15 protein-coding genes are annotated in these 19,199 nt (G+C 67.8%); 9 read left to right on the forward strand and 6 right to left on the reverse strand.

Going from position 1 to position 19,199, the window contains the following annotated elements; genetic code table 11:
• Positions 1-5: 5 nt before the first annotated feature.
• From uvrA to AEQ27_RS07660, 9 genes are all read left to right on the forward strand, one after another.
• Positions 6-2,957 (forward strand): excinuclease ABC subunit UvrA, encoded by a 2,952-nt coding sequence (uvrA, locus tag AEQ27_RS07620; protein WP_152970229.1) that lies wholly within the window; start codon positions 6-8, stop codon positions 2,955-2,957.
• Positions 2,954-4,861, forward strand: a complete 1,908-nt coding sequence (gene uvrC / locus AEQ27_RS07625; RefSeq protein ID WP_054146084.1) for an excinuclease ABC subunit UvrC — start codon at positions 2,954-2,956, stop codon at positions 4,859-4,861. The genes uvrA and uvrC overlap by 4 nt, the downstream gene beginning before the upstream one ends.
• A gap of 40 nt (positions 4,862-4,901) precedes the next feature.
• On the forward strand, positions 4,902-5,783 hold the full coding sequence (rapZ, locus tag AEQ27_RS07630; protein WP_054146085.1) for an RNase adapter RapZ: 882 nt from the start codon (positions 4,902-4,904) through the stop codon (positions 5,781-5,783).
• 68 nt (positions 5,784-5,851) lie between these two features.
• Complete coding sequence (gene whiA / locus AEQ27_RS07635; RefSeq protein WP_054146086.1) at positions 5,852-6,832, forward strand: DNA-binding protein WhiA; 981 nt, start codon at positions 5,852-5,854, stop codon at positions 6,830-6,832.
• 170 nt (positions 6,833-7,002) lie between these two features.
• The gene (gap, locus tag AEQ27_RS07640; protein ID WP_054146087.1) at positions 7,003-8,007 is read left to right on the forward strand and encodes a type I glyceraldehyde-3-phosphate dehydrogenase; all 1,005 of its coding nucleotides are present in this window, start codon (positions 7,003-7,005) and stop codon (positions 8,005-8,007) included.
• 63 nt (positions 8,008-8,070) lie between these two features.
• On the forward strand, positions 8,071-9,282 hold the full coding sequence (gene pgk, locus AEQ27_RS07645; RefSeq protein WP_054146088.1) for a phosphoglycerate kinase: 1,212 nt from the start codon (positions 8,071-8,073) through the stop codon (positions 9,280-9,282).
• On the forward strand, positions 9,276-10,064 hold the full coding sequence (tpiA, locus tag AEQ27_RS07650) for a triose-phosphate isomerase (protein WP_054146089.1): 789 nt from the start codon (positions 9,276-9,278) through the stop codon (positions 10,062-10,064). The genes pgk and tpiA overlap by 7 nt, the downstream gene beginning before the upstream one ends.
• 106 nt (positions 10,065-10,170) lie before the next feature.
• A complete protein-coding gene (gene secG / locus AEQ27_RS07655) occupies positions 10,171-10,422 on the forward strand; it encodes a preprotein translocase subunit SecG (RefSeq protein ID WP_043595012.1) in 252 nt (83 codons plus the stop codon).
• Complete coding sequence (locus AEQ27_RS07660; protein ID WP_043595011.1) at positions 10,422-10,778, forward strand: RNA polymerase-binding protein RbpA; 357 nt, start codon at positions 10,422-10,424, stop codon at positions 10,776-10,778. The genes secG and AEQ27_RS07660 overlap by 1 nt, the downstream gene beginning before the upstream one ends.
• Positions 10,779-10,890: 112 nt before the next feature.
• Here the strand turns inward: AEQ27_RS07660 and pgl are convergent, their stop codons facing one another.
• The 6 genes from pgl to tkt form a co-directional block, all read right to left on the reverse strand.
• The gene (gene pgl / locus AEQ27_RS07665; protein WP_054146090.1) at positions 10,891-11,661 is read right to left on the reverse strand and encodes a 6-phosphogluconolactonase; all 771 of its coding nucleotides are present in this window, start codon (positions 11,659-11,661) and stop codon (positions 10,891-10,893) included.
• Between the two features lie 15 nt (positions 11,662-11,676).
• On the reverse strand, positions 11,677-12,624 hold the full coding sequence (locus AEQ27_RS07670; protein ID WP_054146091.1) for a glucose-6-phosphate dehydrogenase assembly protein OpcA: 948 nt from the start codon (positions 12,622-12,624) through the stop codon (positions 11,677-11,679).
• The gene (gene zwf, locus AEQ27_RS07675; protein WP_054146092.1) at positions 12,621-14,156 is read right to left on the reverse strand and encodes a glucose-6-phosphate dehydrogenase; all 1,536 of its coding nucleotides are present in this window, start codon (positions 14,154-14,156) and stop codon (positions 12,621-12,623) included. The genes AEQ27_RS07670 and zwf overlap by 4 nt, the downstream gene beginning before the upstream one ends.
• 116 nt (positions 14,157-14,272) lie before the next feature.
• Positions 14,273-15,868 carry a glucose-6-phosphate isomerase gene (locus AEQ27_RS07680; protein WP_054146093.1) on the reverse strand — a complete coding sequence of 532 codons (1,596 nt, stop codon included), beginning with the start codon at positions 15,866-15,868 and terminating at the stop codon, positions 14,273-14,275.
• Positions 15,865-16,992 (reverse strand): transaldolase, encoded by a 1,128-nt coding sequence (gene tal, locus AEQ27_RS07685; protein WP_054146094.1) that lies wholly within the window; start codon positions 16,990-16,992, stop codon positions 15,865-15,867. Before tal ends, AEQ27_RS07680 begins: the two co-directional genes overlap by 4 nt.
• Positions 16,993-17,017: 25 nt before the next feature.
• The gene (gene tkt, locus AEQ27_RS07690; protein ID WP_054146095.1) at positions 17,018-19,111 is read right to left on the reverse strand and encodes a transketolase; all 2,094 of its coding nucleotides are present in this window, start codon (positions 19,109-19,111) and stop codon (positions 17,018-17,020) included.
• Positions 19,112-19,199 lie beyond the last annotated feature (88 nt).

Genomic DNA, 19,199 nt, shown 5'->3' on the forward strand with positions numbered 1-19,199 from the left:
ACAGAATGGTAAGAGTGTCCATCTCACCTGTAGAAGGTTCCTCCACGCTGAGCGTCCGGGGTGCCCGCGTGCACAACCTGAACAACGTCGACCTCGAGATCCCGCGTGACTCGTTGGTCGTCTTCACCGGGTTGTCCGGCTCCGGCAAGTCGTCCCTCGCCTTCGACACGATCTTCGCCGAAGGGCAGAGACGGTACGTCGAATCGCTGTCCGCCTACGCGCGGCAGTTCCTGGGCCAGGTCGACCGGCCCGACGTCGACTTCATCGAGGGCCTCAGCCCGGCCGTCTCCATCGATCAGAAGTCCACGAACCGCAACCCGCGATCCACGGTCGGCACGATCACCGAGATCTACGACTACATGCGCCTCCTATGGGCACGGATCGGCGTGCCGCACTGCGCCGTCTGCGGCGAGAAGATCAGCAAGCAGAGCGTGCAGCAGATCGCCGACCAGCTCATGACCCTCGAGACGGGCACCCGTTACCAGGTGCTGAGCCCCGTGGTCTCGCAGAAGAAGGGCGAGTTCGTCGACCTGTTCGCCGAGCTCGCGTCCACGGGGTACTCCCGGGCCATCGTCGACGGTGAGCAGATCCAGCTCAGTTCGCCGCCCAAGCTGAAGAAGCAGATCAAGCACGACATCTCGGTCGTGGTCGACCGCCTCGTCGCCTCCGATCAGGCGCTGACCCGTCTGACCGACTCGCTCGAGACCGCCCTCCGCCTGACCGACGGCCTGGTCACCATCGACTTCGTCGACACCGACGAGGGCGCGGCCGGCAAGTACCGGACGTTCTCCGAGAAGCTCTCGTGCCCGAACAACCACCCGGTCCAGCTCACCGAGATCGAACCCCGCACGTTCTCGTTCAACGCCCCCTTCGGTGCCTGCCCCGAGTGCTCGGGTCTCGGCACCAAGATGTCGGTCGACTCCGACCTGCTCCTGGGCGATCCCGAGCTGAGCCTCGCCGACGGCGTCATCCTCCCGTGGACCCAGTCGGGCAAGGGCCTCTACAACTACTTCCAGAAGCTCCTCGAGGGCCTGGCCGGCGATCTCGGCTTCAGCCTCAAGACTCCGTGGCACGACCTGTCCGAGAAGGTCCAGCAGGCCGTCCTGCAGGGCAACGACTTCGAGGTCACGGTCAAATGGCGTAACCGCTTCGGGCGTGAGATGACGTACTCGACGGGTTTCGAGGGTGTGATGCCCTACATCGAGCGCAAGTACGCCGAGGCCGAGACCGACACTCAGCGCCAGCGTTACGCGTCCTACCTCCGTGAGATCCCGTGCGTCGTCTGCAAGGGCAAGCGGCTCAAGCCCGAGGTCCTCGCCGTCCTGGTCGACGGGAACGACATCGCGACCGTGTCCGAACTCAGCCTCGCCGACGCCTTCGAGTTCATGAACAGCCTCACTCTCACGACCCGCGAGGCGCGCATCGCCGCCCAGGTCCTTCGTGAGATCCGGGTCCGGCTCGAGTTCCTGCTCGAGGTGGGTCTCACGTACCTCTCGCTGGCCCGCGCCGCCGGGTCCCTCTCGGGTGGCGAGGCCCAGCGCATCCGCCTCGCGACCCAGATCGGCTCGGGCCTGACGGGGGTGCTCTACGTCCTCGACGAACCGAGCATCGGCCTGCACCAGCGGGACAACCGCCGACTGATCGACACGCTGGTCAAACTCAAGAACCTCGGCAACACGCTGATCGTCGTCGAGCACGACGAGGACACCATCAAGACGGCTGACTGGGTCGTCGACATCGGTCCGGGTGCCGGCGTCAACGGCGGCACGGTCGTGCACTCGGGCAGCTACGAGGACCTCGTCGCGAACACCGACTCGTACACGGGTGACTACCTCGCCGGGCGGCGCTCGATCGAGACGCCCACCAGCCGTCGTCCCGTCGACAAGAAGCGCATGATGTCGGTCGTGGGCGCCAAGGCCAACAACCTGCGCGACGTCACCGTCGATTTCCCTCTGGGCACCTTCGTCGCGGTGACGGGTGTCAGCGGTTCGGGCAAGTCCTCGCTCGTGAACGACATCCTGTACAAGGTCCTGGCGAACCAGCTCAACGGAGCCCGTCAGATCCCCGGCAAGCACACGCGTGTCACGGGGCTCGACGCCCTCGACAAGGTCGTCCACGTGGACCAGGCACCGATCGGTCGCACCCCGCGCTCGAACCCCGCGACCTACACGGGAGTCTTCGACCGCATCCGCACCCTCTTCGCCGAGACGACCGATGCAAAGGCCCGCGGCTACCTGCCGGGACGCTTCAGCTTCAACGTCAAGGGCGGTCGCTGCGAGAACTGCGCGGGTGACGGCACCATCAAGATCGAGATGAACTTCCTGCCCGACGTCTACGTCGCCTGCGAGGTGTGCGGTGGTGCGCGCTACAACCGCGACACCCTGGCGGTGCGCTACAAGGGAAAGAACATCTCCGAGGTCCTCGAGATGCCGATCAGCGAAGCAGCCGAGTTCTTCGCCCCCATCTCGGCGATCTCGCGGTTCATGTCGACGCTGGTCGACGTCGGCCTCGGCTACGTGCGACTCGGCCAGAGCGCCACCACGTTGAGCGGTGGCGAGGCTCAGCGCGTGAAGCTCGCGACCGAGCTGCAGAAGCGCTCCAACGGGCGCAGCGTCTACGTTCTCGACGAGCCGACCACGGGTCTGCACTTCGAGGACGTGCGCAAGCTCCTGCTCGTGCTGAACGGCCTCGTCGAGAAGGGCAACACCGTCATCACGATCGAGCACAACCTCGACGTCATCAAGTCCGCCGACTGGCTGATCGACATGGGCCCCGAAGGAGGCGCGGGTGGCGGTACCGTCATCGCCACCGGCACGCCCGAACACCTCGCCACCGTGCCCGAGAGCCACACGGGCGTCTTCCTCAGGGAGATCCTCGAGTCGGGTCACACCGTGCCGCGCGTCCAGAAGAAGAAGGCCACGCCGACGCGACGTCGGGAGGCCGTCGAAGCACGATGAGCAACACCGTCTCCTGGCGCCCGAAGGCGGGCGAGATCCCGACCGACCCCGGCGTCTACCGCTGGCGTGACGAGCGGGGCCGGGTCTTGTACGTCGGCAAGGCCAAGAACCTCCGGGCCCGGCTGAGCAACTACTTCGCCCCGCTGCCTTCCTTGCACGAACGAACCCGACGGATGGTCCTGACGGCGAGGTCGGTCGAATGGACCGTCGTGGGCAGCGACATCGAGGCCCTGCAGCTCGAGTACACGTGGATCAAAGAGTTCGACCCTCCGTTCAACGTCAAGTTCCGCGACGACAAGACCTACCCCTTCATGGCCGTCACCCTGGCCGACGAGGCGCCCCGGGTGATGGTCACGCGGAACCCGCGCATCAAGGGGGCGAAGTACTTCGGGCCTTACCCGAAGATCTGGGCGGTCCACGACACCATCGACCTGATGATCAAGGTCTTCCCGATCCGCACGTGCTCCGACAGCAGCTACAAGAAGGCCATGCAGACGGGCAAGCCCTGCTTCCCAGGGCAGATCGGTCGTTGCGGCGGGCCCTGCTCCCACAAGGTGTCGATCGACGAGCACCGGGCCATCGTCGACGAGTTCGTCAGGTTCATGGGCAGCTACGACAAGAAGGTGATCGCCGACCTGCAACGGTCCATGAAGACGGCCGCCGTCGAGCAGCGCTTCGAGGACGCGGCGGCCTACAGGGACCAGGTGCAGGCCCTCGAGGCCGTGCTCGACAAGTCGGCGGTCGTCCTCCGCGACAACGTCGACCTCGACCTCTACGCCCTCGCCGAGGACGAGCTGGCGGCCGCCGTCCAGCTCTTCACGGTGAGGGGCGGTCGCATCCGTGGTTCCCGCGGATGGGTCGTCGACAAAGAGATCGACATCTCGACCGGCGACCTCGTCGAGCAGGTCCTGCAGGGCATCTACACCGCCGGCGCCGAGCTTCCCCGCGAGATCGTCGTGACCGAGACGCCGGACGACAACGACGCCCTCGAGAGCGTGCTGAGTTCCCTCCGCGGGCGCGGGCGGGTGCAGATCCACACGGCACAGCGGGGTGAGAAGGCGAACCTGATGCAGACGGCGACCCTCAACGCGCAGCAGTCGCTCATGCTCTACAAGACCCGTCGCAGCGCCGACTTCGCCACCCGGTCGACCGCCCTGGCCGACATCCAGGAGGCCCTCGGCATGAGCGACGCGCCCTTGCGCATGGAGTGCTACGACGTCTCCCACCTCTCGGGCACGAACATCGTCGCCTCGATGGTGGTCTTCGAGGACGGTCTGCCGCGGAAGGACCAGTACCGGCGCTTCAACATCCCTCAGTCGACTGATGACACCGAGTCGATCTACCAGACCCTCAGCCGCCGTCTCTCGCGCCTCGACGACGAACTCGCCCCCGTCGAAGAGGTGGGTGAGCAACGCAAACGGTTCGCGTACCGCCCCAACCTCCTCATCGTCGACGGCGGACAGCCCCAGGTGGCGGCGGCGCGACGAGCTCTCGACGATGCCGGCGTCACCGACATCGCCCTGTGCGGCATCGCCAAGCGGCTCGAGGAGATCTGGCTGCCCGACGACGACTTCCCGGTCATCCTGCCGCGCAACAGCGACGCGTTGTTCCTGATCCAGCGCATCAGGGACGAGGCGCACCGGTTCGCGATCACACACCAGCGGCAGCGACGCAAACGCGACATCTCGACGCAACTGGCCGAGATCCCCGGGTTGGGCCCCTCGCGGGTGGCCGTCCTCCTGAAGCACTTCGGCTCGGTCAAGCGGCTGAAAGACGCAGACGTCGCCGACATCTCGGCGATCCGCGGCATCGGACCGACCCTCGCCGCGGCCGTCGTCGAACGGCTCCGCGGAGCCGAGGACGTGACGGCCGACGACGCCGTGCCCCCCACGAGCCCCGCCTAGACTCGATGCACCGCCCGCCGACCCGGAGGACACCACCGACATGAGCGACGTCAGCGAACAACAAGAGGTCCTGATCGTGACGGGCATGTCCGGTGCCGGGCGGTCGACGGTCGGCAACGCCCTCGAGGACCTCGACTGGTACGTGGTCGACAACCTGCCCGCGCAGATGCTGCGACCGTTGCTCGACCTGGCCGAGCGCGCGGGGGATTCGCTCCCCAAGATCGCCGCCGTGGTCGACGTCCGCGGGGGTCGCCTCTTCAGCGAGGCACAGGAGGCCGTCCGGACCCTCCGAGCGAGCATGCCCAGCAAGGTGCGCGTCCTCTTCCTCGACGCGACCGACGCGGCGTTGGTCCGCCGTTTCGAGCAGGTCCGGCGGCCGCACCCGCTGCAGGGTGACGGCACCTTGCTGGACGGCATCCTGGCCGAGCGTGCGCGCATGGAAGAGCTCCGCGAGACCAGCGACGTGATCATCGACACGTCAGAACTCAACATCCACCAGCTGGCCACGACGATCTCCGAGAAGTTCGCCGAGTCCGATCGCGCCGGGGTGCAGGTGACCGTCCTCAGCTTCGGGTTCAAGTACGGCCTGCCCCCCGACGCCGACATGGTGGGTGACGCGCGGTTCCTCCCCAATCCGTTCTGGGTGCCCGCGCTCCGGCAGCAGTCGGGGCTCGACGAGCCGGTCACGACGTACGTCATGCAGCAGGACGGGGCACGAGAGTTCGTCGACGCCTTCGCCGCCTCGCTCGTCCCCGTGTTGTCGGGCTATCAGCGTGAGAACAAGAGACACGCTACGATCGCCATTGGCTGCACCGGGGGCAAACATCGATCGGTCACCCTCGTGGGTGAACTGGCGGCGCGTCTGCGTGGACTCCCCGGCGTGGCGGTCAGCGTGAAACACCGCGACCTTGGCCGAGAATGACCCACCGAGGTCGTTCAGCACGCCCGTGTACCGACGACAAGTCGACCTGACGAAAAGGAACAACCGGAGTGGCCCAGACTGCCGACGTCAAAGAAGAACTCGCCCGCGTCGAGGTGAGCAGGACGACGATCCGGGCCGCCGAGCTCGCCACCGTTCTCCGCTTCGCCGGGGGACTGCACCTCATCTCCGGTCGCATCGCGGTCGAGGCAGAACTGGACTCGGCCCTCATCGCCCGACGGGTCCGCAAAGACCTGGCCGAGCTGTACGGGGCCCGGAGCGACGTCGCCATGACGGCTCCCTCCGGCACACGACGCACCCCCGGGTTCCTCGTGCGGGTCCACGAGGCCGGCGAGACGCTGGCCCGTCAGACCGGGCTCATGGACGCCCGCCGACGACCGGTGCGTGGCTTGCCGAACCGACTCACGACCGGCTCGCGTGACGATCTCGCCGCGATCTGGCGCGGTGCCTTCCTCGCCCAGGGTTCCCTGACCGACCCCGGTCGTTCCGCCTCGCTCGAGGTCGTGTGCCCCGGCAACGAGACCGCCATGGCGCTCGTCGGGGCCGCCGGGCGACTGGGCGTCGCGGCGAAGGCCCGCGAGGTCCGGGGCGTGCACCGCGTGATCATCCGCGACGGCGAGGCGATCGGCACCATGCTCAAGGTGATGGGTGCCGAGAAGAGCGTGACCGACTGGGAAGAGATGCGCCAGCGCCGGGAGGTGCGCGCGACCGCCAACCGACTCGTCAACTTCGACGACGCCAACCTGCGACGTTCCGCCCAGGCCGCCGTCGCCGCCTGCGCCCGGGTCGACCGGGCGATGGAGCTCCTCGGCGACGACATTCCCGACCACCTCAAGTACGCGGGCGAACTGCGACTGGCCCACCGCGACGCCAGCTTGGACGAACTCGGCCACCATGCCGACCCCCCGATGACCAAGGACGCCGTGGCGGGACGCATCCGCCGCCTGCTCGCCATGGCCGACAAGAAAGCCAGTGACCTGGGCCTGCCGGGTACGGACGCCAATCTCCCGAGCGACCTCGACCTCGACTGAGGTCGACGGAGGGGGTCCCATGACGTCACGGGACGGCGAATCCCAGAGGGCGACTGCTACTGTCGTAAGCGGTGTCCGACCCGAGGTCATCGAGAGTTCGGGCGTCGCCACGGGCCTGGTCGCCCACACCCTCCACGCGTCCCCACGACGCCTGATCATCAGGAGTTTCATTGACCGTCAAGATCGGCATCAACGGCTTCGGTCGCATCGGCCGTAACTACTTCCGCGCGGCGCTCGCCAAGGGAACCGACATCGAGATCGTCGCCGTCAACGACCTGACCGACAACGCTGCCCTCGCACACCTCCTCAAGTTCGACTCGATCACGGGTCGTCTCGACGCCACCGTCGAGCTCGACGGCGACTCGATCGTCGTCGACGGCAAGCCGATCAAGGTGCTCGCCGAGCGCGACCCCGCCAACCTGCCCTGGGGCGAGCTGGGCGTCGACATCGTCGTCGAGTCGACCGGTTTCTTCACGAAGGCCGAAGACGCACGCAAGCACATCACCGCCGGTGCGAAGAAGGTCCTCATCTCGGCTCCCGCCACCGGTGACGACGCCACCATCGTGCTGGGCGTGAACGAGGGCATCTACGACCCCGCCAACCACCACATCATCTCGAACGCGTCGTGCACGACGAACAGCCTCGCGCCCCTGATGAAGGTGTTCCTCGACAACTTCGGCGTCGAGCGCGGTCTCATGACGACGGTCCACGCGTACACGGCCGACCAGAACCTGCAGGACGGCCCGCACAAGGACCCCCGCCGTGCCCGTGCCGCCGCGCTCAACATCGTCCCGACGTCGACCGGTGCAGCCAAGGCCATCGGCCTCGTGATCCCCGAGCTCGCCGGCAAGCTCGACGGCTACGCCCTGCGCGTTCCCGTCCCCACCGGCTCGATCACCGACGTGACCCTCGAGACCAGCACCCCGGTGACGGTCGAGCAGATTAACGCCGCGTACAAGGCCGCAGCCGAGGGCGAGCTCAAGGGCATCCTCGCCTACTCCGAAGACCCGCTGGTGTCCACCGACATCACGACCGACCCGCACTCGTCGATCTACGACTCGGGGCTCACCAAGGTCATCGGCAACCTGGTCAAGATCCCCTCGTGGTACGACAACGAGGGGGGCTACTCGACCCGCCTCGTCGCCCTGACGAAGTACGGGGCCGACCGCCTCTAGTCCGACCCCGGTGCCCCGGCCCTCGCGGGCCGGGGCATCGTCCTCCGAACCCGAAACGAACCCATGAGCCTGCGAACCCTCGATTCCCTCGGTCCCTTGTCGGGCAAGCGCGTCATCGTCCGATGCGACCTCAACGTCCCGCTGAAGGACGGCGAGATCACCGACGACGGACGCATCCGTGCCTCCCTCGAGACCCTCGACCTACTCATCAACCAGGGGGCCAGGGTCGTCGTCATCTCGCACCTCGGTCGCCCCGACGGCGAGGCCAAGGCCGAGTACAGCCTGCGACCGGTCGCGCAACGACTCAGCGAACTCCTCGGCAAGAGCGTCGGCTTCGGGGCGAGCACCGTCGGCGACGAGACCACCGCAGCGGTGGCCGGTCTGACCGACGGCCAGATCATGGTGCTCGAGAACCTCCGCTACAACGCTGCCGAGACGTCGAAGGACGAGTCGGAGCGTCAGGAGTTCGCCCGTCGCCTGGCCGAACTCGGCGACGTGTTCGTCTCCGACGGCTTCGGCGTCGTGCACCGCAAGCAGGCGAGCGTGTACGAGCTCCCCGCGCTCCTCCCGAGCGCAGCCGGCACGCTGATCTCCCGCGAGCTCGAGGTCCTCGACAAGCTGACCGAGAACCCCACACGGCCCTACACCGTGGTCCTCGGAGGTTCGAAGGTGTCCGACAAGCTCGGCGTCATCGAGCACCTGCTCCCGCGGGTCGACAACCTGCTCATCGGTGGCGGCATGCTCTTCACCTTCCTCGCCGCCCAGGGGCTCCCCGTCGGCAAGAGCCTGCTCGAGAAGGACCAGCTCGACCGGGTCCGGGGCTACGTCGACGAAGCCGCGCGTCGGGGCGTCAATCTCGTCCTCCCCGTCGACGTGGTGGTCGCTTCGTCGTTCAGCGCCGATGCCGACCACACCGTGGTCGCCTCGGACGGCATCGAGTCCTCTCCTCTGGGTGCGGATGCCCTCGGGTTGGACATCGGCCCCGAGACGGCGGCCCGCTTCGCCGAGACCGTCCAGACGTCGTCCACGGTCTTCTGGAACGGACCGATGGGAGTCTTCGAATTCCCGGCCTTCGCACACGGCACCAAGGCGGTCGCCGAGTCTCTCACCCATGTCTCGGGTCTCGGTGTCGTCGGCGGTGGCGACTCGGCCGCGGCCGTTCGTGCCCTGGGCTTCACGGACGACCAGTTCGGCCACATCTCCACCGGTGGTGGAGCCAGCCTCGAATTCCTCGAGGGCAAACGACTCCCCGGACTGGAGGTCCTCGGATGGTGACCACGCGCACCCCCCTCATCGCCGGCAACTGGAAGATGAACCTCGATCACCTGCAGGCGATCGCGTTCGTCCAGAAGCTCGCCTGGTCCCTCAAGGACGCCAAGCACGACTTCGACTCGGTCGAGACCGCGGTGTTCCCGCCGTTCACCGACATCCGCAGCGTGCAGACCCTGCTCGACGCCGACAAGCTCGAGCTGGCGCTCGGAGCCCAGGACCTCTCCGCCCACGATTCCGGTGCCTACACGGGCGAGGTCTCGGGGCCGTTCCTCGCCAAGCTCGACGTCCGCTACGTCCTGGTCGGGCACTCGGAGCGCCGGACGCTCCACGCCGAGGACGACGAGGTCGTGGCGACGAAGGTCGCTGCGGCTCATCGGTCGGGCCTCGTCCCCGTGATCTGCGTCGGCGAGACGGCCGACGACCTCGAGCAGCACGGACCGAGCGCGGTGCCGGTGGCTCAACTCCGTGCGGCGCTCGCCCAGGTGCCCGCGTCCGCCGAGATCGTCGTGGCCTACGAGCCCGTCTGGGCGATCGGGTCCGGGCAAGCGGCCACGGCCGAGCAGGCCGAGCAGGTCTGCGCCGCGCTGCGGGTGGCCCTGGTCGACATCGTCGGTTCTGACGCCGCCGCCGCGACCCGTGTCCTCTACGGCGGATCGGTCAAGTCCACCAACATCGCGTCCTTCATGCGTGAGCCCAACGTCGACGGAGCCCTCGTCGGTGGGGCGAGCCTCGACGTGTCGGAGTTCGCCAGCATCGTCCGTTTCCAGGCGCACGTCGGCGTCTGAGCCGATCGGGGCGCCGCCCGTCGGTGCCCTTCCGGCTCGTGCTGCCGGGGTGACGGCCTCTCGCGGTTATACTGTTCAGCGGTCTCACCGCATCGAAAGGTCCCACGTGGAAATTCTCCAGGTCATCCTGCAGGTGTTGCTCGGCATCACGAGCCTCCTGCTGACCCTCCTCATCCTGCTCCACCGCGGTCGCGGCGGCGGTCTGTCCGACATGTTCGGCGGTGGTGTCACGAGCAACCTCGGGGCGTCCGGCGTCGCCGAGCGCAACCTCAACCGAATCACGGTCTTCCTGGGTCTCGTCTGGATCACCTGCATCGTGGTCCTTGGCCTCATCACCAAGTTCGCGGCGGTCAGCTGATGGCCTCGGGCGGTAGTGCAATCCGCGGTTCGCGCGTCGGCGCGGGCCCCATGGGCGAACAAGACCGTGGCTTCCACGCCGAGCGGATCACCATCTCGTACTGGGACGCCCTCGGCAACGAGGTCGTACGCCACTTCGCGGCCAACGTGCCCGACGAAGAGATCCCCGAGACCGTCGATTCGCCCTCGAGCGGGCTGCCGGCAGGTCGCGACAAGGCGAACCCACCGACGGTCGCCAAGCTCGAGCCCTACAAGACTCACCTCGCGTACGTGAAAGAGCGCCGGACCGAAGAAGAGGCCGAGCAATTGCTCGAAGAGGCCCTTCAGCAGTTGCGCGTCCGACGCGGCAAGGCCTGAGCCAAGTCGAGCGCACCTCCTGGTGTCTCGACGCCGACCACGACGAAGGGCCCCGCAGCCATCAGCTGCGGGGCCCTTCGTCGTGCCACGAACGCTCGGTCCGGGCCGGGACTCAGTACGTGGAGGCGATCAGGTTCTCGGGGACCTCGGCGGCTGCGTCCTGGTCGACGAAGAAGACGGTGCGCTTGCGCCCCTTGACCCCGGCCACCGGCACCTGGTCCGCACCGGCACCCGCGAGGGCGAGCCCCAGAGACGAGGCCTTCTCGGCCCCGGCGAGGATCATCCAGACGCGCTGCGAGTTGTTGATCACCGGCAAGCTCAGCGTCAGGCGCACCGGCGGCGGCTTGGGGGAGTCGTCGATCGTGAGCACGGTCGGCTCGAGCTGACGGATCTGCGCCTTGTCGGGGAACAACGAGGCCACGTGACCGTCGGGACCGACGCCGAGAAGCGTGATGTCGAAGCGGGGGGCCTCGTCGTCGGCCTGTGCGTGCTGGCGGAGCTCGTCGCGGTAAGCGACGGCCGCTGCCTCGACGTCGGCGTAGTCGCCGACAGCACCGAAACGGTGGACGTTCTCGGGCAGCAACCCGATGTGGTCGAGCAGGTCGATGCCGGCCTGTGTGTCGTTGCGGTCGGAGTCTCCGGCGGGAACCCACCGTTCGTCGGCCCACCAGATCGAGACCTTGGACCAGTCGACGCTGTCGCGGGCCGGTGACGCGTTGATGGCCGCCAGCACGAGCGTGCTCACCGACCCGCCGCTCACGACGACCGACGCATAGTTCTGCTCTTCGAGCACGTCGATGATCTTGGTGATGAAGCGGGCGGCCACGGACGCACCCAGCGATTCTTTGTCGGGGTGGACCAGCACCCGGCGTTCGTTCGTCACGGTTCTCTATCTGCTCTAGTTGCTCTGGACGGGTTCGCTCAATTGGCCGACCCCGTGTCTCACGACGTTCCCGAACAGGTCGTCGGGGTCGAGTCTACGGAGTTCCTCGGCCAGGCAGTCGCGAAGCGAGCGGCGTGGCAGCGCGAGGTCGTGAGTGGGCTGGCCCGGTTGGGTCAGTGTCGCGACGTCGTCGAGGGAACGTTCGAGGACGATGGACCCGGAGGCGCGGACGAGTTGGACCCCGTGGATGCCGCTCGAGCCGGTCGCCCGGGTCGTCAACTCTCCGTCGACGGGCACCTGGAGCTGCAGACGCAGCCAGGCGGCAAGGAGGAGCGTCGAGGGGGAGTCGGGCGCCCCGGAGACACCGACCTCGGTCACCGACTCGTAGGGCGGCTGGTCGAGCACCGCGGCGAGCTGTGCCCGCCACAGGGTGAGCCGGGTCCAGGCGAAGTCGGTGTCACCGGGAGCGTAGCTGCGAGCGAGGTCGATGATCGACTGGCGCGGGTTGGACTGACTCGCGGCGTCGGTGATGCGCCGTTGCGCGATGCGCCCCAGTGGGGACTCCGAGACGACGGGGGGAGCGGTCTTGGGCCACCACGCCACGACGGGAGCGTCGGGGAGCAGGAGCCCGGTGACGAGCCCCTCTTCGTCGCTCGCGGTCTCACCGTAGGCCCGGAGCAGGATGACCTCGCTGGCACCGGCGTCGCCCCCCACGCGGATCTGAGCGTCGAGTCGTCCCTCGCCGTCGTCGACGCCGGCCGAGGTGGATACGACGATGACCCTCATGGGGTGCTCGCGGGAGGCGTCGTTCGCTGCCTCGATGGCTTCTTCCTCGTCACCGAGACGCGTGGAGATGATCAAGGTGAGGACGCGCCCCAACGCGACCGCGCCTCCTTCTTCCCTGATCTTGACCAGCGTCTTCTGGACGCGGCTGATGGTGCTGTCGGGCAGGTCGACGATCACGGACGCCTCCAGGTACGGCCGTCACGGGCCATGAGTTCATCGGCCGAGGCGGGGCCCCACGTGCCGGGTCGGTACTGTTCGGGCTGGCCCTGGGTGGCCCAGAACTCCTCGATCGGGTCGAGGATCTTCCACGAGAGCTCGACCTCTTCGTGCCGGGGGAACAAGGGAGGATCGCCGAGGAGGACGTCGAGGATCAGACGTTCGTAGGCTTCGGGGCTGGCCTCGGTGAAGGCGTGACCGTAGCCGAAGTCCATGGTGACGTCGCGGACCTGCGTGCCGATGCCGGGCACCTTGGACCCGAACCGCAGGGTGACTCCCTCGTCGGGCTGGACCCGGATCACGAGAGCGTTCTGCCCCAGGGACGTCTGGGTGCCGAAGATGTTCTCGGGCACCTGCTTGAAGACGACCGCGATCTCGGTCACGCGACGCCCGAGACGCTTCCCGGCGCGGAGGTAGAAGGGCACGCCCGCCCAGCGTCGGGTGGCGATCTCGAGCTTGATGGCGGCGAAGGTCTCCGTCGTGCTCTCGGGGTCCATGCCCTCTTCGTCGAGGAAGCCGAGGACCTTCTCGCCGCCCTGCCACCCGCCGGCGTACTGGCCTCGTGCAGTGCCGGTGGCGAGGTCGGCGGGCAGGCGGACGGCCGAGAGGATCTTCTCCTTCTCGGCCCGGAGATCGCGTGCGGCGAACGTGACCGGCTCTTCCATCGCCGTCAGGGCGAGCAGTTGGAGGAGGTGGTTCTGGATGACGTCGCGGGCGGCACCGATGCCGTCGTAATAGCCGGCCCGGCCGCCCACTCCGATGTCCTCGGCCATGGTGATCTGGACGTGGTCGACGTAGTTGGAGTTCCAGAGGGGTTCGTACATCTGGTTCGCGAACCGCAGCGTGAGCAGGTTCTGCACCGTCTCTTTGCCGAGGTAGTGGTCGATGCGGAACACGCTGTCGGGCTCGAAGACCGTCTCGACGACGGCGTTGAGTTCGCGGGCCGTCTTGAGGTCGCTGCCGAAGGGCTTCTCGATGACGACGCGACGCCACGCACCGTCCTTCTCCTCGGCGAGCCCGGAGTTGCGGAGTTGCTCGGTGACCATGGGGAAGGCCTTGGGCGGGATCGAGAGGTAGAACGCGTGGTTCCCCATCGTGCCGCGCTCGCGATCGAGTTCTTCGATGGTGTCCTTGAGCCGAGCGAACGCGTCGGCGTCGTCGAAGACTCCCTGGACGAAACGGAAGCCCTCTTTGAGCTGACGCCAGACGTCTTCGTCGAACGGCGTGCGGGCGTGGTCCTTGACGGCCTGGTAGACGACCTGCTCGAAGTCCTGGCCCTCGAACTCACGACGGGCGAAACCGACGAGCGCGAAGCCGGGCGGCAACAGGCCACGGTTGGCGAGGTCGTAGACGGCGGGCATGAGCTTCTTGCGGGAGAGGTCGCCCGTCACACCGAAGATGATCAGGCCGCTCGGGCCGGCGATGCGGTTGAGACGTCGGTCGGAGGGCAACCTCAGCGGGTTGGACTCCGGCGTGATCGGCACCGGTGACATGGGGTTCCGTTCTGTGGTTCGAGGGGTGATCCGGTCGAGGACGGGCGAGACCTGCGGAGACCACCCGGGGGCAAGACGAAAGGGCCGGCGCCCGTGAGGACGCCGGCCCTTTCGGCTCAGCGGAGTGCGGCGGTGATGACCGGCAGTGCGGCCGCCACGTCGGTCACGGTCAGCGTGAGTACGGGACGACCGTGCTCCGCCAGGACCTTCGCGTCACCGGCGGCCTGTGCCTGCACGAGCTGCCCGAACGTGAACGGGCTGTCCGGGATCTCGAGATCGGTCGCGGGCACCTGCGTGATCTGCAGGAAGACACCGTTGGCGGGGCCCCCCTTGTGGTACTGACCCGTCGAGTGCAGGAAGCGCGGCCCCCACCCGAAGGTGACGGGACGCTGCGTGCGAGCCGCGAGGAGGTCACGGATCTCTTCAAGCTGCGGGTTCGCCACGCGGTCCACGTACGCCTGGATCGAGAGGTAGCCGTCGTCGCTCAGGTGCGAGAGCAGCGCGGCCACCGCCGACTCGAGCGTGTCGCCCAGTTCGACGCCTCCGACCTCGCGTACCTCGACGCCCTCGGCCGTGAAGGCCGGGGGAGTGGGCTCGGGACGGTCGTCGAGCAGCGCACGCGTCGCGATCTTCGCCGACTCGACGTCCGGCTGGTCGAACGGGTTGATGTCGAGCAGACGCCCGGCTACCGCGACGGCGTACTCCCAGACCATGATCTGGCCGCCGAGCGAACCCGAGATCTCGACCTCGCCGGGCGCGACCTCGCGGGTCTCGTCGGCGTTCGCCACGAGACGGACGACCTGCACGTCGTGCAGACCCGCCGTGATCTCGGGGGCGGAGGTCCCGATCACCACGGGGAGCAGTCCACGACCTTGCTTGCCGGTCGACTCGGCGATGAGCTGTTCGGCCCAGTCCGGGAACCCGACGATGTGGGTGCCGTCGGCGACGATCGCGATCTTGTCACGCAGCGGGGAGGTGCCCGCCAGCACGGCGCCCAGCACGAGGCCGGGGTTGTCGGCACGGTCCTGCGCCAACTCGACCGTGACGGCGTCGGCCTCGGCGAGCAGCTCGCGGATGTCGGCACCGGCCAGGCCGGACGGCACGAGGCCGAACGCCGAGAGGGCCGAGTAACGCCCGCCGATGTTGGGGTCGGCGTTGAAGACGCGGTAACCGGCCTCACGAGCCTGCCCGTCGAGGGGCGAACCCGGGTCGGTGACCACGACGATGCGCTCGACGGGGTCGATGCCCGCGTCGGTGAACGCCTTCTCGAACGTCTTGCGCTGGCTGGCCGTCTCGACGGTCGAACCCGACTTCGACGACACGACCAGCACGGTGCGCTCGAGACGGTCGGCGAGGGCCGTGAGGACCTGACCGGGCTCCGTCGCGTCGAGCACGGTGAGCTCGACACCGTAGGTGCGGGTGATGACCTCGGGCGCGAGCGACGAACCGCCCATGCCCGCGAGCACGACGTGGTCGACGCCCTTGGCGGCGAGCTCGTTGCGCAACGAGTCGATCTCGTCGAGGAGCGGAGTCGAGACCACGACGGCCTCGGTCCAACCGAGACGCTTGGCCGACTCGTCCTCGGCGTCAGGGCCCCACAGGGTGGGGTTCTGAGCCGTGATGCCCGAAGCGACGAGGTCGCTCACGAGCTGCGGGACGACCGTCTCGACCGCCTGTGCCGCGTCTCCGCTGGCAGCGATGGTGATGGTCACTTGGACTCCCCGGCGGGCTTGGCTGCCTCGAGGGCCGCCGTGACCGTGTCGAGCAGTTCGTTCCACGACACGATGAACTTCTCGACGCCCTCTTTCTCGAGGGTCTCGGTCACGTCGTCGTACGAGACGCCCTGCGCGGCGATCGCGTCCATGGTCTCGTTGGCCGACGCGTAGGAGGCGCTGATCGTGTCGCCACGGATCTCACCGTGGTCGAAGGTCGCCTCGAGAGTCTTCTCGGGCATCGTGTTGACGACGTCCTGGGCGACGAGCTCGACCACGTAGGTGGTGTCGAGGACGGCGGGGTCCTTGACTCCGGTCGAGGCCCAGAGGGGACGCTGCTTGTTGGCACCGGCAGCGAGGAGGCCCTTGGCCCGCTCCGTGTCGAAGGCCTGCTGGTAGACCTCGTAGGCGAGCTGGGCGTTGGCCACGCCGGCCTTGCCCTTGAGTGCCTTGGCCTCGTCCGTTCCGACGGCGTCGAGGCGCTTGTCGATCTCGGTGTCGACACGCGAGACGAAGAACGAGGCGACCGAGTGGATCTCGGTGATGTCGATGCCGGCGGCCTTGGCCTGCTCGAGGCCCGTGAGGTACGCGTTGATGACGGCGCGGTAGCGCTCGAGGCTGAAGATCAACGTCACGTTGACGCTGATGCCCTGGGCGATGACCGCGGTGATGGCCTCGAGACCCTCGACGGTAGCCGGGATCTTGATGAGGGCGTTGGGGCGACCGACCTTGGCGGCCAGCTTGACCGCCTGGTCGATGGTGCCCTGGGCGTCGTGCGCCAGACCCGGCTCGACCTCGATCGACACGCGGCCGTCGAAGCCGTCGGTCGTGTCGTAGACCTCGCGGAAGATGTCGCAGGCACGGGTGACGTCGTCGGTCGTGATCTCGAAGACGGCGTCGGTGACGCTGACACCGGTCTTGGCGAGCAGGGCGACCTGGTCGTCGTAGGCCTCGCCCTTGGCCAGAGCCGAGGCGAAGATCGTGGGGTTGGTGGTGACGCCGACGACGTTGCGCTCGGCGATCAGCTTCTGCAGGCCGCCCGCGTTGATGCGCTCGCGCGAGAGGTCGTCGAGCCAGATGCTCACGCCGGCGGCGGAGAGCTGTGCGGTGTTCGAATCAGTCATGTTCTTCTTCTTCCTTTGTCGACGCTCAGAGAGCGGCGATCGAGTCCTTGGCGGCGGCGACGGCGGCTTCGGTCGTCATGCCGAACTGCTTGAACAGCGTCTTGTAGTCGGCCGAGGCGCCGAAGTGCTCGATCGACACGCTGCGACCGGCGTCGCCGACGATGCCGCGCCACGGCATGGCCACACCGGCCTCGATCGAGACGCGGGCCTTGACGGCGGCCGGCAGGACGGCCTCTTTGTACTCGTCGCTCTGCTCGTCGAACCACTCGATGCTCGGAGCTGAGACGACGCGGGCGTTGATGCCCTCGCCGCGCAGGACCTCACGGGCCTCGACGGCGATCTGCACCTCGGAGCCGGTCGCGACGAAGATCACGTCGGGCGTGCCGCCCGGCGCCTCGGCCAGGACGTAGGCGCCCTTGGCGACGTTCTTCGCCGACGCGAAGGTGTCGCCCTCGGCGTCACCGGTACCGCGCTCGAAGACGGGCAGGTTCTGGCGGCTGAGCGCGATGCCGGCGGGGCCGTGGTGGCGCTCCAGGATCGTCGCCCAGGCCCAGGCCGTCTCGTTCGCGTCGGCCGGACGCACGACGTCCAGGTCGGGGATCGCCCGCAGCGACGCGAGCTGCTCGATCGGCTGGTGGGTCGGCCCGTCCTCGCCGAGGGCCACGGAGTCGTGGGTCCAGACGTAGATCGCGGGCGACTTCATCAGTGCCGCGAGACGGACCGCGGGGCGCATGTAGTCGCTGAAGATGAGGAAGGTGCCACCGAACGGGCGCGTGTTGCCGTGCAGCGTGATGCCGTTGAGGATGGCGCCCATCGCGTGCTCGCGGATGCCGAAGTGCAGCACGCGACCGTACGGGTCGCCGCTCCACTCGTCGGTCGACCACTCGGTCGGCACGAACGACTTCGAGCCCGTGATCGTCGTGAGGTTCGACTCGGCCAGGTCGGCCGAGCCGCCCCAGAGCTCGGGGACGACGCCGGCGAGGGCGTTGATGACCTTGCCCGATGCGGCGCGGGTCGAGACGTCCTTGCCTGCCTCGAAGACGGGGAGAGCCTCTTCGATGCCTTCGGGCAGCTCGTTCGCGAGGATGCGGTCGAGCATGACCTTCTTGTCAGGGTTGGCCGACGCCCAGGCGGCGAGCTTCTCGTCCCATTCGGCGTGCTGGGCCTGGCCGCGCTCGACGGCCTTGCGGGTGTGCTCGAGGACGGCGGGGTCGACGTCGAACGACTTCTCGGGGTCGAAGCCGAGGACCGACTTCAGGCCGGCGACCTCGTCGGCACCCAGTGCCGAGCCGTGGATCTTGCCGGAGTTCTGCTTCTTGGGCGAAGGCCAGCCGATGATCGTCTTGAGGATGATCAGCGAGGGCTTGTCGGTGACGGCCTTGGCCTTCTCGATGGCGTCGTGCAGTTCGGCGACGTCCTCGACGTATTCACCCGTCTTCTTCCAGTCGACGACCTGGACGTCCCAGTCGTAGGACTCGAAGCGCTTGTGGACGTCCTCGGTGAAGGCGATGTTGGTGTCGTCCTCGATCGAGATCTGGTTCGAGTCGTAGATGGCGACGAGGTTGCCGAGCTTCTGGTGGCCGGCCAGCGACGCGGCCTCGCTCGTGACGCCCTCTTGCATGTCGCCGTCACCGGCGATGACGTAGACGAAGTGGTCGAACGGGCTCGTGCCGGGCGCGGCGTCGGGGTCGAACAGGCCACGCTCGAAGCGGGCGGCGTAGGCGAAGCCCACCGAGCTGGCGAAGCCCTGACCCAACGGACCGGTCGTGATCTCGATGCCGTCGGTGTGGCCGTACTCGGGGTGGCCAGGGGTCTTCGAGCCCCAGGTGCGGAGGGCCTCGAGATCGTCGAGCTCGAGACCGTAGCCACCCAGGTAGAACTGGATGTACTGCGTCAGCGAGCTGTGGCCGACGGACAGGATGAAGCGGTCGCGACCGATCCAGGTGCTGTCGCTCGGGTCACGACGCATGACCTTCTGGAAGAGCAGGTAGGCGGCGGGCGCCAGGCTCATCGCGGTGCCCGGGTGGCCGTTGCCGACCTTCTCGACCGCGTCGGCCGCGAGGACGCGGACCGTGTCTACTGCTTTGTTGTCAATGGATTCCCATTGCAGATCTGCCACTGGAAGTTGACCCTTCTTGATGCGAACTGCGCGGGGTCGATTCGCTCCCGCGCTGACGTGCGCCTGCCGAGACGTCGTCGGCTGGGTC

The organism is Frigoribacterium sp. RIT-PI-h, assembly GCF_001297205.1.
In the GTDB taxonomy this organism is placed as follows: Bacteria; Actinomycetota; Actinomycetes; order Actinomycetales; family Microbacteriaceae; genus Frigoribacterium.

What these genes read in the sequence shown, in the direction of transcription:
- uvrA (WP_152970229.1), top strand. Translation starts at nt 6, where the DNA reads ATGGTAAGAGTGTCCATCTCACCTGTAGAAGGTTCCTCCACGCTGAGC.
- uvrC (WP_054146084.1), top strand. Translation starts at nt 2,954, where the DNA reads ATGAGCAACACCGTCTCCTGGCGCCCGAAGGCGGGCGAGATCCCGACC.
- rapZ (WP_054146085.1), top strand. Translation starts at nt 4,902, where the DNA reads ATGAGCGACGTCAGCGAACAACAAGAGGTCCTGATCGTGACGGGCATG.
- pgk (WP_054146088.1), top strand. Translation starts at nt 8,071, where the DNA reads ATGAGCCTGCGAACCCTCGATTCCCTCGGTCCCTTGTCGGGCAAGCGC.
- tpiA (WP_054146089.1), top strand. Translation starts at nt 9,276, where the DNA reads ATGGTGACCACGCGCACCCCCCTCATCGCCGGCAACTGGAAGATGAAC.
- AEQ27_RS07660 (WP_043595011.1), top strand. Translation starts at nt 10,422, where the DNA reads ATGGCCTCGGGCGGTAGTGCAATCCGCGGTTCGCGCGTCGGCGCGGGC.
- zwf (WP_054146092.1), bottom strand. Translation starts at nt 14,156, where the DNA reads ATGTCACCGGTGCCGATCACGCCGGAGTCCAACCCGCTGAGGTTGCCC.
- tal (WP_054146094.1), bottom strand. Translation starts at nt 16,992, where the DNA reads ATGACTGATTCGAACACCGCACAGCTCTCCGCCGCCGGCGTGAGCATC.